The following is a 15526-nucleotide window of genomic DNA, read 5'->3' on the forward strand; positions in this document are numbered from 1 at the left end:
TGTGCTTTTACCCATTTCTGGGTGGGTGCGAGGCGTGCAGGGGTCGGCCGCTGGTGAGTTCGCTGCAGCCCAAGGGGCCTGCATTTTCCGGATCAGCTCAGGGCGCGCATCCGGCAGTTGCGTTCGCGATCTGCCGCAGCACCCACAGGGACTCCAGGGCCGTGTGCAGATCGTGGAGATCCACCGTGGGCCACGCCGATGCCTTACGAAGCGCCTCGAACCGGTGCCGCAGCGCGGCAAGCTGTTGTTCCTCGAAGGCGGATATCGCACCGTGGTTCTCCAGGACGGCCGAGGCGAGCCGCACGACCTCCACGTCCGCTCTCGCGATCGGGTCACGCTCGCGCAGCAGAAAGCCGATCGTGCAAAGCGCCGCGCGCCGCACGTCGCCATACCACCACGCGGGCGGATTCGGATCGACCTCCGCCGCACCCGGACGGCGCCGGCCCAGCCGTTTGGCCGCCCGGCGCCGATCCGCATAGCCTCGCAGGCTCGCCTGCCACAGGTTACGACTCGTCGACAGCGCCTCCAACGCACGCAGCAACGCCGTCTCATCGTGGCGGAAGGGTCCAGCCACCTCCGCCAGGTACGCAAACGTGGCCCGGTAGCCGAGCGGCCGGTAGAGCTGGACGCAACGCGCCAGCGCCGAGATGCGCCGCCCGTACGGCAGGGCGGGGTCGCGCACCTTGCGCGCGTGGGTTCCGAAACTCACGGCGCGAGCCTAGGACGATCAGGCACGGCCCCGGCGAGCGGGGTAGGGCGGCCAGCTTGCGCCGACCGCCCTACCCCCGCGAACTCCGTGGTCGGAGCCGACCACGACCGTTGCGCGGCCCGCCCCCAATGGCTGCGGGGTTCCATCAGAGCTTGCCGAACTCCAACAGGTAGCGGAGTTGTTCCCCGGACGACTCCCAGCCGCCCAGGTACATCCCGACGTTCGGACCGTTCGCCGCGAAGGAGGCGTGCAGCCCCGACTTCGGGTCGACATAGTGAATGGCGTCCGTGTTGCGGAACGTACCCCTGATCACCTTGGTGCTCGGGTTCTTGACCAGCCGGGCGATCGCGTCGATGAACAGCTTCGCGTTGGCCTTGTTGTAGGGCCCTTCGATACCGAAGGCCACCGCGTGCCGCACCCCGTTCTTGTCCGGGCTCATGAAGTGATGCGTGATCTTATCCGCGCTCATCCACAACGAGCCGCACCCCGGGCCCGCATTGTGCACGAGCACCGGCGTGGCGCCGGCGACCACGTAGAAGGTGTGCACCTCCTCGACCGTGAGGTCGTACATGTCCCGACCCCCGGCGACCGACCGCACGGAGACGACGGTCGCCTGCCGACCGCGCGGCGCCAGCAGGGACGTGCCCGGCTCCAGGGCCGACGCCTCGGTCCACCGCCCGTGCCCACGGTCCCAGAACAGGTGGTTGTCCGTCGTGTGCAGGACCGAGGTCCGGCCCGACGCATCCAGCACGGCGACATCCGTCAACTCGGTGTCGTGGTGCCTGAAGACCTTCGTGACCCGGCGCAGGCCGGTGTGGCGGCCCAACGGGTCGGTGGCACGGACGAGCTGACCGGCCCGCACCTCGCTGATCTTCATCCACCTGCCGTGGGGAATGACGACCTGCGTGTCGGCGGAGAAGCTGTTGACCTCCAGCGACGCGCAGTCCTTCGCCACCTGCCGCAGGTTCGCGGCCTCGTCGAGGCTGGACATCGTCGCGGTGTCCACCTTCGCGGCCCGCAGTCCGGCCAGGGCTTCCTCGAGGCCGACCCCGGTACGCATGGCGATCCGCACCCCGCGGATCGATTTGGCGGCCGCACCGAGGCCACCGGGGATGACGATGGTGCCGATCGCCCAGGCACAGGCGGTCTTCCAGCCGTCCTTCTTGTGGCGGGCACAGTCGACGAAGTCGCCCACCAGCCCCATGGCCAAACTCTTGATGAGCTCGGTGGACAGCTTGAGGACGTCGACGTTGATCGTATCCGGCTTGTCCATCTTCACCGGCTGCGAACCGACGAAGTCGAGAATCTCCTTCCCGGGGCAGACGCTGCCGTCGCTGTCCGGGCAGGACACCGCATAATAGTCGATCTTTCCGGTGATGTGGACGATGACCTTCTGCGGGCAGTAACGACTTCCCGCCGGGGCGTCGCACGAGCCGACCAGCTCCACGTTCGGCTCGTTCAGGACCGGCACCGCGCGGACGTCCTCCGCGCCAGCGGGGCCGTCCGGGGACAGCGCCGCCGTGCTGGCGTTGGCGTCGGCCTGCTTCTCCGTCCGGGTGGCGGCGGCCTGCGCCTCGTCGGCGTCCTTGTCGGCGCGGGCAGCCGCGCCCTCCGCCGCGGTGGCGTCGCGGTCGGCGTCCTTCGCGGCGCCGCGGGCGGCGGACGCGTCGTGCTCGGCGTTGCTCGCGGAGGATCGGGCGCTGGCGGCGTCCTGCTCCGCGTCGGTGGCGGAGTTGCGTGCCGCCTTGGCCTCGCTCTCGGCCGAAATGGCCGCGCCCTCGGCTCGTCCGGCCTCCGTCCAGGCCTGACCCGCGTATCCGGTGGCGTTGTCGTCGGCTTTCTTGGCCGCGGCCGCGTCCGTGGCCGCGGCGTTCGCGGACGCCCGGGCGGCCTTGACCGATGCCGCGGCTGCCGCCGCGTCGGTCGCGGCGCTGGCGGCCGCCTCGGCCGCGGCCTTGGCGTCGGCCCTGGCCTTCTCGGCCGCGGTCTTGGCGTCGGCCGCCGCCTTCGCCGCCTCCGCCGCCTTGGCGTCGGCCGCCGCCATCTGCTGCTCGGCGAGGGACTTGGCGTTCTGGCCCACCAGCACGGCCAGACCCGCCGAGGCGTCGGTGGCCTGGAACGGCGTGCCGAGCGCGATCGCGTCCTTGGCGACGTCGACCGCCTGCAGCGCCGAATCACGCGCCGCGCTGGCCGCCGCGCCCGCCGCGTACGCCGCACCGGCCGTGCGGGCGCTCTCCGCGGTGGCCACCTCGGCGCTCTTGCGGGCCACCTGAGCATCGTCGCGGGCCTTGTCGGCGGCGGTGGCCGCCGTCTTGGCCTCGACCTCGGCCTGCTTCACATTGCGGGCCGCCGCCTCGGCGTACGCGATGGCGTCGGCGGCCGCCGCGTGTGCGGTCGCCGCCGCCGCCCGAGCGGTCGCCTCGTCCGCCTTGGCAGACTCGGCGGCCGCCCTGGACCGCTGCGCGGCCCCGGTCGCCCGGGTCGCCGCCGCCCGCGCCTGGACAGCCGCCGCGGTCGCCGTATCGGCGTCGGCCCGAGCCTTGCGGGCCGCGACGGATGCGGCGTCGGCCTGGGACTGCGCCTCCCGGGCCGCAGTGCGGGATGCGCCGGCGGCGTCGCCCGACTCGTCGGCGTCAGCTCGCGCCTCGGCCGCCGAGGCCCGCGCCATCAGCACGTCCCTGCGCTGCTCCGCCGCGAGTGCGTTGTCGCGGGCGTCGCGGGCCCGCCCCTCGGCCGCCTCGGCCTCCTCGCGCTTGGTGTGTGCGGTGTCGGCCGCGCTGTCGGCACCGGAGCGGGCGCTGCCGGCCTCGGACGCCTGCTGCGCGGCGCGGGTCTCGGCCGCCTCGGCCTCGGCGCGCTTGCTGTCGGCCTCCTTACGGGCGTCGGCGGCCTTGTCGCGTTCCTTCTCAGCCACCAGGCGCTTGGCGTGGGCGTCATCCAGCGCGGACTTGGCGGTCGTCTCCGCCTTCTCCGCGGTGGCCCGGTCGGACTTGGCATGCGCGGCGTAGCTGGCGGCCTCGTCTGCCAGCGTCTTCGCGGCCAGCGCGGACGCGTGCGCCTGCGCCGCGGCTTCCTGGGCGGCCGCCCGCCGGAATTCGGCCTGCAGCCCTTCGGCCTGCGTCACCGCCAGGGAGCGCAGGGCCGCGGCGTCCGCGTCGGTCGCCTTGGCCGCGTTGGCCGTGGCCTCGGTGCTCTTGTACGCCGCCTGCGCCGCCGCGGCGGACGCCTTGGCCACCTGCGCCGACTGCTGCGCGTACGCCAGACCCCGGTACAGCGGGGTGCGGTTGGTCTTGGCGATGTCCGCGGCCTGCGCGAGTGCCGCGGTCACCTTGTCGGCCTGCGACCGCGCCGAATCGGCCGCCTTCCTCGCCTCGGCCACCTGCGCGCCGGCCCGGTCACGGGCCGCCGCGAGGTCGGCCGTGGCCTTGGTGAACTCCGCCGGCTTGGGGTAGTGGATGTCCGTCTTGGGCTGCTTCAGCCAGTAGCGCTGCCAGGTGAGCATCTGCCCGGCCACCCACGCCTGACCCTGCGCCTCGATCATCGCGGCGGACGCGGCCCGCACGTCGGAGACCGCCTGGGTCTCGGCGGCGACGATGTTGTTGCGCTGGGTGGCCTGGGCCGCCAGTTCGGCGTTCCACTCCGCCTTGGCGGTCGTCACGGCGTCGTGCAGCGGTCCCGGCGGGGGGATCATCCCGGACAGGACCGGGCGCCAGGTGCCGTCCGGGTCGTCGGCCTCGCAGTTGCTCCACAGCAGCTTCGCGGCCTCGACCTCCATCCGGAACTCCGGCGAGCCGGGGACGGGCGCCACCCTGGGGTAGCCGCCGAAGCGCAGGAACCGTTCGACACGGTTGGCCGACCAGCTCTTGACCTGCCAGTCCTCGGGGCGCGGGCCGTTCTCCGGCACCTCGGTCCAGCCGTTCCAGGGGTCCATCTTGGCAGCGATCGCCAGTGCCTGGTCCAGGGCCGCCTGGTTCGGCTTCGGCGGCGGCGGGTTGCGGAAGTATTCCTTGAACGCGTCATCGTTGCGCTCCATCAGGAAGCGGTGCACGTCGTCGCCGTACGGCGGGACGGTCCAGAAGGTCTTGAACGCGTCGCCCCACACGGTGTAGGGCTTGACCACGGCACCCCACGCGTCGTACCGCTGCTGCTGGGCACGCAGCGCGGTCAGGTACCGGTCGCTGTCGCGGAACCGCGCGGACTCCAGCGCGTTGGTGGTGAACGTGGAGGCGGCCAACGAGTCACGCCGGTCGGAACTGCTGCCGGCCAGCGCCTGCGCGGCGACGGCCTTGACCTCGGGGCCACCGACATGCAGCCAGTGGCCGACCGCGCACCGGTCCGCGCGCGCGGTGGGCGCCGCGATCGTCACCTCGTCGGCATCGGCGTCCGACAGCGCGCCGCGCCAGACCTGGATCTCGTCGAGGTTACCGGCGAGGTAGTCGCCCTTCTCCCCCGCGTACAGTCCGCGACCGGCCTGCACGCCACCGCGGGCGACCCAGCTCGCGGTGCGCTTGACCGTGGCGGCCCGCACCCCGTTGACGTACAGCCGCACCTCACCGAGGCCCGCGTCGAACACACCGACGAGGTGGGTCCACACCCCGGCCTTCGCGACCGGGCCCTCGGCACTGTCCCACCCGGCCGACTCGGAGTCCGACCGCGGCATCCCGAAGACCCACTTGCCGTTCGTGTTGGCCTTCAGGTAGAACCCCGACACCCGGCTGCCGTCCTGCGACAGCACCACGTTGTGTTTGTCGGTCCGGCTCAGCTTGACCCAGGACGCCACGGAGAACGACTGGTCCGTCGCCACCACCAGCGGCGTGCTGACGTGGGCGTCGACCCCGTCCAGTTTGAGTGACCGGTCGACGTTGGTGCCCAGCCAGGTGACCGTGTCGTCGACCAGCGAGCCGCCCCCGTGGAGAGTCCCGTCGGGACCGTCCGCGACCCAGTTCGCCACCCGGCCGTCGTGGTCCGTCTGGTCGTCGATGCGGAAGCGCGCCAGCTGCGCCACCGCGGTCTCCTGACCCGGCGGCGCGGACGGTGTGTCCGGTGCCGCCTGCGCCGCCTGCGCGGTGCCCGCGAGGAGCGCCGCCGTCAGGCTCAGCGCCGCGGTGACGCCCCTACCTCCTCGGCCGAAGAACCGGCTCAGTCCGCCACCCTTTCGGGTGCCCGGTGTGCGTTTCACTACCCCTGCCCATCCGTTCCGCGCCCGGCGTGGCCGCGAGCCAATGTGTACGCAGCGGGGGAACCGGAGTGCCGGGTCGACACACAACAACGCGGCCGACGGACAAGTCGGCCGCGACAACTCCCGAACTCCAAGACATCGAGGGACGCCACGACGCGTCCCGATCCTTCCCCCGTGCGCCTCCCTCACCAGGAGGCATGATCATCCAAACGATCGCGGCCGACATCGTCAAGAAACGATTCCGCATCATGACCCATCGTCGCCCACCGATCATGTACGGCCGGCCGGCGCGACCAACATCGACGGCCTTGCGCCACCGGGCGTTTTCGGTTGCCGCCGGCCGTATGTGTTATGCGGAGTGCCCCTTGCCCGCCCTCGCCGTCGTGGATCTGCACCTGGTGGTGTGCCGTGCCCCGTGCGCCGTCACCTGTGCGGTGTGCTGGGCATGCGATGTGTCCGGGGAGTCGAACCCCAGCGCCTGCCCTCGGCGCGCCAGAAGGGAGCCGGGTTGCCCGCCGGCTCGCGGGTTCGTACACGCCTCCACGTCGGCTACCTGCTCCACACCTCGATCCTCAGTCCAGCAGATCCACCTCCCAGTTGGTGCGCTGGATGAGGGTGTCGACCTCGCGCAGCTGCCGAGCCAGGTCATCAGCCTGGGCACGCAGCTCGGCCACCGGCAACGCGGGAATCATCTTCAGCTCCGAGCGCAGCTGCCGGTACCCGCGCTGCCCGTCACCGGCCGCCGCGTCGGCGGCAGAGGAGACGGTGGCGTGCCGCAGCCGCAGCACATCGCGGCGGGCCAGCGCATCGGTCAGCGTGCCGCCGCCTGTCCCCAGCGGCGTGCCGGCGTTGGTGCGGTTGATCCGCCGGATCAACGACTCCAGTTCACCGAGGACCTCGGCGGCCTCGGTCAGTAGGACGGCCGCGTCCTCAGCGGGTGCCTCGCCCTCCTGGTAACGGGCGCTGGCGGCGACGCGGGCGCGTAGTTGTTCGGCGCGGCGCGCCGCATCCGCGCGCAGCGCAAGTGCCTCAGCAAGCTTCATGCCCACCAGTATGGGCAGTGAAGATCAGCCGGTGCCGCTGATTATCCAACTCGGGACGCGTCAACGAGTAGGACACTCGTCGCTCCGCCCGCTGGCCCATCGCTGTTCCATGGGCCGCCAACCACGGCAACATCGGTCACCACGGACAACCGGCGGCGGCACCGCCCCAACCGCGCTCAATGTGGTAGATCAACGTCTCGACTGCGGAATGCCTCCCTCGTGAAATCATGCGTGCATGCCAAGATCACGGCACGCCGCCACGCTTCTCGCCGTACTGGCGACCACCGCCCTCACAGGATGTACGAACGACCCGGCACCTGAACCGAGGCCGGCCGCGTCGCCCAAGGGTGAGAACAGCCCATCCCAGGTTTCCTCGACGGCCACGGCCACGGCCCCTGGCACGCTACCGGGACCACTGACGCCGCCCCCCGCCGTCGCTGGTGAACTGTCCCGGACAGTGCTCACCGACAAGGACGGCCACCCTGACAGCGTGACCACCGTGCGCCGCAACGCCCGTGCCGGACAGGAGTATTGGGTCCAAGCTGCCTGCACGTCGGCGACACCTGGCAAGTCGCTGTCACTGGAGGTGCGTAGCGCCAAGCCCGGCGCGTCCGATGACGCGCTGGCCACCGCCGAGATTCGCTGCGACAGCACGCCGACCGTCAACGGCATTGGCGACCTGCCCGCGGAGCCGATCGTCCTCGACCTACGAGGCGACCAGTCCGACGTACCCTCTGCGTACGCCGTCATCGAACCGACACCGTCGCCCCCGGAGGCGAAATAGCCCTCAGCGAGGCTGCGGGATACCAGCAGCCCGTGCACCCTGATCGGCTACTTGTCTACTGGTGGCACGACCGCTGCTAGGTGTGCTGTCCAGGGAGGTTGGTCAACCTGGTGATGGGTGGTAGGCCGCCGGTTGCGGTGTGGGGCCGGTGGTGATTGTAGTGATGCAGGAAGGCCGGTAAGGCCTTCCTGCGGGCGTGCTCGGAGTTGTAGTGGCGGGCGATGGCCCAGCCCTCGGTCAGGGTGCGGTGGAAGCGTTCCACTTTCCCGTTGGTTTGGGGCCGGTAAGGGCGGGTCTTCTTCACGGTGATGCCGAGCTCGGTGCAGGCGTCACGCCAGGCGAAGGACTTGTAGGCCGAGCCGTTGTCAGAAAGCACCCGTTCCACGGTGACGCCGCGCTGGGCGAACCAGGCAACAGCGTTGCGGAGCACGTCGATGGCGGTGATGGCCTTCTCATTGTCGCGGATCTCGGCATAGGCGACCCGGGAGTGATCATCGACAACGGTGTGCACGAACGCGGTGCCCATCTGAGGTTCGTAGACGCTGTTGCGGGCGCCGGTGCGCCGGGCCGTCGTCTGCCGGTTGCGCTCGCCTTGCTGCCGGCCCACGAAGCGCCAGCCGCCGCCATCAGGGATATTGCCGTACTTGGTGACGTCGACGTGCAGCATTGCCCCGGGGTGCGGGTGTTCATAGCGGCGGACCGGCTCACCGGTGATCCGGTCGATGTGTGACAGGCGGTTGAGCCGGCAGCGGACCAGGACGGCGTGTACGGTCGAGGCCGGCAGGCCGAGGCGTCCGCCGATCTGCACCGGGCCGAGGCGTTGCTTCCACCGTAGGTGCACGATCTTGCGGACCGTGGGTTGCGGCGTGCGGGCCGGGCTGTGGTGCGGGCGGGACGAGCGGTCCTGCATAGCCCCGGCGCCGGCTTGAACGTAACGATCGGCCCAGCGCTTCGCGGTGCGCCAGGACACCTCGAACCGCCGTGCTGCCGCAGCGACCGGCCAATGCTCGTCCACGATCAAACGGGCCAGGCGCAGACGTGCGCGTGGGGTCAAAGCAGCATTACGGTGGAGCACGAAGGCCTCCTGGTTGCCGGAGCGGTTCCTAGACAGCTCCACTCCACAACCGGAGGCCTTCACCTGTCCACAAGATCAGACCGAGTCATCACACAACCTCGACCAACCTGGCTGGACAGCACACCTAAGCCGTGCAACCTTCGGGTCAGGCCTGGCGGGGTGCGGCGCACGTTGCCTGGCCGGAGGGCCGCCCGTGGCAGCCCGGAAGGCACCGAAGCTTCTGACGCGCCGCCGTCCTAGGCGGAAGGCTTCGTGAGCAATCCGTGAGCAACGGCCGGTCAGATGATCGGTCCGCCGGATGAGGAATGGCCTCCCACCGCTGGTGGGAGGCCATTCCTGATTGCGCGCCCGAAGGGACTCGAACCCCTAACCTTCTGATCCGTAGTCAGATGCTCTATCCATTGAGCTACGGGCGCCCATACAACTACTCCCCGTGATCGCGCGTGCTGATGCGTCCAGTGGGTTGCGGTCGCGTATCCGCTGGTCCGGGCGTTTCGTTACTCCCGGACCTGCGGGTAACGACTCTAGCATGTCGCCGAGTGGGGCCTGCGTGCCGGTGCGTGTCGCACAATGCTGCACCGTGCTCCGACGTCCGATCACCATCGGAGCACCACGGGCCGGCGGCGACACGAGATCGGCCTGGGCTCATCGTCGCCGCGGGCGCCTCGCATCCCAGCTCTGCCGCGCGCTGAGCATCTCACCCAGGGCCTCGTGCAGCTCGCGCAACGCGGCGATGTCACCCCGGTCCCAGTCCCGCACTGCACCGGGCGGCCCGGGATCGATCGGCACGCCGACCGCCTGCACTGACGAGACGGCACTGAGGTACCGACGGGCAGCGGCAACATATCGTGTGCGGGCAAGCGGCTCTTCCCGCTCCGGGCTCACGCTCCCCACTCGGTCATCGTACAGGCGTTCTAAGACTGCCTGCCATGCACTCTCGCCTCCTTTGCCGCTCCGGAGACGGCGCCATGTGCCCCGCGATCGTCGCGTCCGCTTCCACGTCCAGCACCATGGCTTCGCGCAGCGCTGCGGCGCCCGCTCATGCGATCGGCATCTGGGTTTGTTCGCGAGTCCCGGCGCCAGATGTCGCTGAGTTCGGACGCCAGCGAGATCTCATTGCTGTCGATGTTGGTGAGTTTCGGCGCCACGGGTCCGGCTCCGCCTGCCGCCTACCGCCGAAGAGAGATCCGCTTACGCATGGTGACGAGCCGTGGGAAGTGCGGCGGCCGCTCGGCCTCAGCCGCGAGCCGCGGCGGGCGTCGTGTCGACGGCCCGGGCAACCACGATTTCGTCGTCCTCGGTGTCACCCGTGGGGCTGAATCCGGCCTCGGTGTACAGGCGGGCGGCCGCGGCGTTGTCCGGGTGGTAAGAGAGCCGGATCTCTCGGGCGCCGGGCAGGCCGCTCAGCAGCCGGATTGTCGCCTGCAGGGCTGCACGACCCACGCCTTTACCTTGCTCGACCGCGTCGATCAGCATGCCGCCGATCCAGTGCGTTCCGTCGTCACTGTCGTGCGCCCACATCACGTGACCGACGACGGCACCGTCGGCTTGGATGGCGAGCGAGTGCCACAGGCCGCCGCGCATGGAGAGCAGGAGGTACCGGGCGCCGAGCGCGGCGACGAATCGGCGTTGCTCGTCGTGGGGTGCCACGTCTGCGACTGCGCGCCAGTTGTCGTCTGTGACCTCAGACAGGGAGATGGTGCGGCCGGTCCGGTCCTGCAGCAGGTTGGTCAAGGTCTCGTCCCTCGGTAGGTGCCGATCAGGTCCATGGGTCAATCTACGGACAGTGACTCAGCGGCCCTGTGCTGACTTCGCCGCCTCCTCGACCGTGGTCAACAAGTGGCGCTCGTTCTCGCGAACATTCGCGCTGGACCGGCCAGCGAGGTGGCGCCGGAAGTGACGGACATCTGGCTCCCGTTCTCACGAACGAAATCAGGCATCCGAACGCCTGTCCGACAATGGTGGCAGTAGCCAGCCCGGCTATCAACGGTCGGTGACCCACCGTGAGACGTGTACCAACGGGGTGCTTCGCACCACCGGCCAGGCCCATTTGTTCTACTCCGCGGTTTGATGTCCTGCTTCGAGCAGACCCGCCATCACGTTCTGTGATTCTCGTGGGAGACGGCACACCTACGGTCTGCCTAGAGTGTGGCGACGATCAGGCGGGGGGCGCGATGTGGCCAGGTAGGAGGCAGGACCGGCTGCCACGTGAGGGACACCAACAGGTCAACTCGTGTGCGCGACGGTCCACCCATCCGGTCACTATCAGCGATGACTGCCTGGGCGCAGGTGAAGCGGGCCGAGCTCTGCCCGCCACGCAGGGTTCGTGACCGTGAGGGTTTTCGCACCGATGGCTGTGTTCTTCCTGGCGGGCACGGCTGTGGCCACGTGGCTCGGCGTGCCCTCGGCAGCCGAGCATGCCGCGTTCGGTCGAGTCCCGTCGGCCCTGGTGCTGATCGCGGCGATCGTGGCGTCCGTCGTGGGCGCCGTCTTGACCAAACCGAGCATCGATGCGACCACCCGGCGACGCACCGCCGGGGCACTGACCGCTTTGGCGCTCGCCACAACGATCCTCGGCTTCAACCACCTCGCCAATTCAGCCCACCTGCCGGAGACCGTCCTCGGCATCTACCTGTGGCTGGTGACCTTCGCGCTCGCTAGCAGCGCGATGAAGCTCGTACGGATCTCGTAGACGACCGGGCATTTGGGGCAACAGGAAATAGCGCAATTCCCGGGGCACGGCGCCGAGCAGTGCGGCACCGGCCAGCCCGGCCTTCGTGCTCGCTCATCTGGAGAGCCCGCGTATCCCATCGCAACGCGATGCGCCACGCTTCGCAGCGAACTGATCGCGGCATAGAGTGCAATCGGAACACGGCGTAGCAAATTGCATTGCCAGAATGCCTGACTGATTCCGCACCTCGGCCGGATCAGGCTCAGCGACCTGGGGTGGTCGGCCGGCGGGTACGCCGCCGCCAGGGTCGCCAACTCGTCTGGTGTTCCAGGGTGACGGCGCCGTTGTACTGCTGATCGCTGTCGACAGTGATGCCGAGGGCGTGGAGGTACTCGACGAGCACGGGTGAACGGGTCGGCGATCTTCTTGGCCTGGTATGCCTCCGGTCGCTCGAAGCTCTGCGTCCTGCCTGAGGTTTCCCATGACCAGCGGCGGTCTTGGGCATGCGCCGCGATGGTGCGGATGTAGTTCACAGGTGGTTCGCCGTGCGGCCCGCCGAGCCAGAGTTGAGTCGAGGCGTGCCGGGCGGAGGTCATCGGTCGGCAGACCACTGACGCTGCGCGACTTCCGCCCCCGGAACACCGCCCGCTCGTCCTAGCGTGGAGGGAACCTTCGCCCAGCCATGTGGCGGCAGCGTTCGGCGGCGGGCGCGGATGGTCAGGTTCCGTTCGGGGTGCTGGTGGGGGCGAGAGCGTAGTGCCGTTCCGCTCTGATCGTTGCCCTGGAGGATCACGACGGGACCGGCGGGCGTTCCGGTGTGGATAAGCAGCGGATACACGTCGGTGTGGGCGCCGGAGACCGCGGGCTTCCCCCCGGTGTCCCAGGCATGGATGGCGCGTTGCACTAGGCCGCGGTCCGCGGTGGCGTTGCCGGTGGCGGGCCAGGGCAGGAACGGGCCGCCGGCCGGGGCAGTCGGCCACGCAGGACCGCCAACCGACGCGGGCCGGGTGAACAACCACGCGGCGACCAGCGCCGCGACGACCGCGGCACCGATCGGCAGTGCCACGCGCACCCGTCTGTTCCGGGCGGCTGCGCCCCCGCGCACCGCCGGTAGTGGTAGTGGTGTCTCGCTCATTGCGGCCTGCCTCGGAAGTCAGAGGGGGTCGTGGTCCGCATCGTCCTCATCGTCCTCCGGTAGCGGTGCCTGTCACCACACCCGGAACAGGTACCGCTCACGGCCTTCCAGGTTGGGCCGCATGTCGTCGAGGCGTTGCCCGCCGTCCGGCGCCGCGAGCACGCTGGTGAGTTGCTGCTCCAGTTGGAGCGCCTCGTCCCGGCCGTGGTGGTAGAACGCGACGTGGTAGCGGCCGGGGCCCTGCGGTGGGAGGATCTCGGATATGGCGTGGCCCATGTCGTCGCCCACTTGGAGGTGGCCGGTCGGGCAGTCTAGGTCGACCAGGGTCGGGCCGGTCCAGTCCACGGTGGTGGGCCTGCTGTCGGGTTCGCTGTCCCACACCTCGACGTCGACCCGCACGGCGATGAGGTTCTGCACCGCCTCGACGTACACCGTGTAACCGGAACTCGCGACGATACTGGTGTGGGTTTGGTTGATGGCCTGCTCAGCGCCGATGCCGGCGTCGCAGTCGACGTCACGTAGTTGCAGGATCAGATGGTCCGGGCGCAGGACCAGATCATGGCTGCTGAGCAGGGTTGCCACAGTTAACCTCCACAGAGGACGGTCCGCCGCGCGGCCGGTCACCGAGCGATGGCCGGCCGCGGCCGAGAGTGTACGAGCCTGACCCGGCCATCCGGCAAGACCTGCGACGAATGCCCGCTCGCGAGCTCCTACCAGGGCGGTTCAACGGGAGCAGGATCAGCCAGGACGTTCTCCTGGTGCGCGATCTCCGGGCACCCCCACAACGTGACAGGCTCCAGAGCAAGCACGCCGAGATCAGTGTCTCCGCGATCGCCCGCGCGGCGGGCGTGGACCGCAGCTTCCTCTACCGGCACCGGGACCTCCTGGATCGCCTCCAGCAAGCCCAGGCCGACCGGACCGCAGAGCCTGGATCTGCGACGGTGGGCCGGGCTTCGCTGCAGGCCGACCTGGCCAACGCGCACGGGCAGATCAGACGCCAGGCCACGCACATCCGGCACCTGGAACACCGGCTCTCGCAGCTGCTCGGCGAACAAGCCTGGCACGAGGCCGGCGTGGGCGCACCCGCCGACGTCGACCACCTGCAGCGACGCATCTCCCTGCTGGAACAGCAGGTCATCGACCTGCAGCACGCCCTCGATAGACGCGGCGAGGAATTGGACGCCGCGCGCGCCGCCAACGCGAGTTGATCGCGAACCTGAACAGGCGCCACGGCTAAGGCACCGGGTCCGCCATTGTGACCGACGTCGCGGACGGCTACGCCACGGAGGTCAAGTGACGATGCTGCGGGGGTAGGGCCGCGCGACGGTGGGCGATGAGCGCTCGCGGGGCGGCCCGCCGAGGGATGATTTCATGCGCGTACACGTGTTGGCGGCCTCCGTGCTGGTCACGGTTGCCGGGGCGACGGTCGGGCTCGCCGGACCCGCATCCGCGGGCGCCAAGGACGACGGCCTGACGCTGCTGGTGCCCACCCTCGCGTCGATGCTGCCCGGCCAGCAGGGCTGGATCAGCACGATCTGGCAGGCCAGCCAGGATGTCTGCGACATGCAGGTGACCCTGACCGGGCCCGGCGCGAAGGTCACCTATCCGGAGAGCACCGCCGACTTCTCCTCGTTCTACACCGCCTCCGCGCTGGCGGCCGGGAACACCGACTACACGGCGTTCCGCGTCACCGCGCCGGCCACGGCGACCGGGCCGGTCACGATGACACTGAACGTGGACTACCGGCTGCTGCCCCCGGGGCAGATCAAGAAGGACGACGACCTGAAGACCAAGAAGGTCAACTGTTCCGGGCCCAAGGCCAGCCAGACGGTGAATGTGACCCTGCCGGTGACGCCGAGCACCGGCGCGGCGATCACGGTGAAAACCCCGCCGGTGCTGGTCAAGAAGGGCACCCCGACCTGGACGAAGATCGTGCTGCGGGGCAACAAACCCGGCCTGGACAACCTCAAGGTCACCCTCACCCCGCCACCCGGACTCGAGGTCGTATACCCGGGTGACGCCTCCGCTGCGGGCCTCAACAACGGCCCGACGCTGGCGGTCGCCGAGGACGACTTCTTCTCGGTCCGGCTGACCGCGACCGGCCTGGACCCGGAGCAGACCTACCGGGTTCCGCTGACGGCGACCTACACCGGTGGCAGCTTCACCGGCTCGGTGCTCATCGGCGCTGCCTGAACCCGCCCGCGATCCGCGATCTGAAGGAGACTTTCATGCGAGCCCACACCACCCGTGTTCTGTCTCTCGCCGCGGCCGGCGCCGCTGCGGCGGTGGCCCTGCTGGGGCTGTCCGGCTGCGGCGCCGAACACGAGGCGACCGCGGCGGCGCAGCCTGCTGCGGTGCAGGCCGCCGGGGCTCAGCAGACCGCAGGCGCTGCCCAGGCCGCCCCGGCCGGTGCTGCGCAGACGCCGGAGGGCACGTTCATCGCGGTGACCGCGGCGCACCTGTGCAAGGTGCAGTCGACCGTGTACGACAACCCGAAGGCGATGGCGGAGGCCTACCAGGCCACTCCCGCCTACCCCGGGTTGACCAAGGCCCAGGTCACCGCGTTCCAGAAGAAGCTGACCGCCGACACCGCGTTCGCGAAGCAGCTGAGCACCAACCTGCAGCAGACCTGCAAGCCCGGCAGCTGACAGCACAGTCCCACCCCGATCGGCCGGGCGGCGATGAGCCGCCCGGCCGATCACCTTTTCGTCCGACCGGCGCAGCCCTCCGGTGACGTCGCCCGGCTGAAGGTACGAGCCGCACCCTGCCGGCAACCGTGCCGCACCGGGCCGGCACCCATGATCTCCCAACCTTGTCTTGTTGGGCCCGACTGCGGACCAGCGAAACGGGGGATCACGTGGAGCGCACCGGCGTACGCGGCACGGGCACCACAGCAGCACCGGCAGACACGCCGGAAACGGCGTCGAACC

General features: G+C 70.0%; 14 protein-coding genes and 1 tRNA gene. 5 read left to right on the top strand and 10 right to left on the bottom strand.

Annotated features, from left to right (window positions below; all coding sequences use genetic code 11):
* Positions 1–97: 97 nt before the first annotated feature.
* The 3 genes from ACMCNN_RS29315 to ACMCNN_RS29325 form a co-directional block, all read right to left on the bottom strand.
* Positions 98–709, bottom strand: a complete 612-nt coding sequence (locus ACMCNN_RS29315) for a hypothetical protein (RefSeq protein WP_412743700.1) — start codon at positions 707–709, stop codon at positions 98–100.
* A 145-nt stretch (positions 710–854) separates the two neighbouring features.
* Positions 855–5888, bottom strand: a complete 5034-nt coding sequence (locus ACMCNN_RS29320) for a LamG-like jellyroll fold domain-containing protein (RefSeq protein WP_412743701.1) — start codon at positions 5886–5888, stop codon at positions 855–857.
* Positions 5889–6460: 572 nt separating this feature from the next.
* Complete coding sequence (locus tag ACMCNN_RS29325) at positions 6461–6931, bottom strand: DIP1984 family protein (RefSeq protein WP_412743702.1); 471 nt, start codon at positions 6929–6931, stop codon at positions 6461–6463.
* Positions 6932–7421: 490 nt separating this feature from the next.
* Between ACMCNN_RS29325 and ACMCNN_RS29330 the strand changes: the two genes are divergently transcribed.
* A complete protein-coding gene (locus tag ACMCNN_RS29330; protein ID WP_412743703.1) occupies positions 7422–7715 on the top strand; it encodes a hypothetical protein in 294 nt (97 codons plus the stop codon).
* 76 nt (positions 7716–7791) lie between these two features.
* Here the strand turns inward: ACMCNN_RS29330 and ACMCNN_RS29335 are convergent, their stop codons facing one another.
* The 4 genes from ACMCNN_RS29335 to ACMCNN_RS29350 form a co-directional block, all read right to left on the bottom strand.
* The gene (locus ACMCNN_RS29335) at positions 7792–8790 is read right to left on the bottom strand and encodes an IS481 family transposase (RefSeq protein ID WP_412747315.1); all 999 of its coding nucleotides are present in this window, start codon (positions 8788–8790) and stop codon (positions 7792–7794) included.
* Positions 8791–9133: 343 nt separating this feature from the next.
* Positions 9134–9206: transfer RNA gene (locus tag ACMCNN_RS29340), tRNA-Arg, on the bottom strand.
* A gap of 229 nt (positions 9207–9435) precedes the next feature.
* On the bottom strand, positions 9436–9579 hold the full coding sequence (locus ACMCNN_RS29345; protein ID WP_412743704.1) for a hypothetical protein: 144 nt from the start codon (positions 9577–9579) through the stop codon (positions 9436–9438).
* Positions 9580–10026: 447 nt separating this feature from the next.
* Entirely contained in the window at positions 10027–10524 is a 498-nt protein-coding gene (locus tag ACMCNN_RS29350) for a GNAT family N-acetyltransferase (protein ID WP_412743705.1), read from the bottom strand.
* A gap of 616 nt (positions 10525–11140) precedes the next feature.
* On the opposite strand from ACMCNN_RS29350, the gene ACMCNN_RS29355 reads away from it, so the two are divergent.
* Positions 11141–11482 (top strand): hypothetical protein, encoded by a 342-nt coding sequence (locus ACMCNN_RS29355; protein WP_412743706.1) that lies wholly within the window; start codon positions 11141–11143, stop codon positions 11480–11482.
* 241 nt (positions 11483–11723) lie between these two features.
* Here ACMCNN_RS29355 and ACMCNN_RS29360 read toward each other — a convergent pair whose 3' ends face one another.
* The 3 genes from ACMCNN_RS29360 to ACMCNN_RS29370 form a co-directional block, all read right to left on the bottom strand.
* Complete coding sequence (locus ACMCNN_RS29360) at positions 11724–11864, bottom strand: hypothetical protein (RefSeq protein WP_412743707.1); 141 nt, start codon at positions 11862–11864, stop codon at positions 11724–11726.
* Positions 11865–12053: 189 nt separating this feature from the next.
* The gene (locus ACMCNN_RS29365; protein WP_412743708.1) at positions 12054–12527 is read right to left on the bottom strand and encodes a hypothetical protein; all 474 of its coding nucleotides are present in this window, start codon (positions 12525–12527) and stop codon (positions 12054–12056) included.
* A gap of 141 nt (positions 12528–12668) precedes the next feature.
* Entirely contained in the window at positions 12669–13178 is a 510-nt protein-coding gene (locus ACMCNN_RS29370; protein WP_412743709.1) for a hypothetical protein, read from the bottom strand.
* Between the two features lie 176 nt (positions 13179–13354).
* Here ACMCNN_RS29370 and ACMCNN_RS29375 point away from each other — a divergent pair, with 176 nt between their 5' ends.
* From ACMCNN_RS29375 to ACMCNN_RS29385, 3 genes are all read left to right on the top strand, one after another.
* Positions 13355–13804 carry a hypothetical protein gene (locus tag ACMCNN_RS29375; protein ID WP_412743710.1) on the top strand — a complete coding sequence of 150 codons (450 nt, stop codon included), beginning with the start codon at positions 13355–13357 and terminating at the stop codon, positions 13802–13804.
* Positions 13805–13967: 163 nt separating this feature from the next.
* Positions 13968–14789, top strand: coding sequence for a hypothetical protein (locus ACMCNN_RS29380; protein ID WP_412743711.1), 822 nt, complete (start codon positions 13968–13970; stop codon positions 14787–14789).
* Positions 14790–14824: 35 nt separating this feature from the next.
* Entirely contained in the window at positions 14825–15244 is a 420-nt protein-coding gene (locus ACMCNN_RS29385) for a hypothetical protein (protein ID WP_412743712.1), read from the top strand.
* The last annotated feature ends 282 nt before the right edge of the window (positions 15245–15526 follow it).

The organism is Krasilnikovia sp. MM14-A1004 (assembly GCF_047159485.1).
Lineage (GTDB): Bacteria > Actinomycetota > Actinomycetes > Mycobacteriales > Micromonosporaceae > Actinoplanes.

Bases quoted from the DNA above. Each gene is read 5' to 3' on its own strand.
- ACMCNN_RS29325 (WP_412743702.1), bottom strand. From the start codon at position 6,931: ATGAAGCTTGCTGAGGCACTTGCGCTGCGCGCGGATGCGGCGCGCCGC.
- ACMCNN_RS29355 (WP_412743706.1), top strand. From the start codon at position 11,141: ATGGCTGTGTTCTTCCTGGCGGGCACGGCTGTGGCCACGTGGCTCGGC.
- ACMCNN_RS29380 (WP_412743711.1), top strand. From the start codon at position 13,968: ATGCGCGTACACGTGTTGGCGGCCTCCGTGCTGGTCACGGTTGCCGGG.
- ACMCNN_RS29385 (WP_412743712.1), top strand. From the start codon at position 14,825: ATGCGAGCCCACACCACCCGTGTTCTGTCTCTCGCCGCGGCCGGCGCC.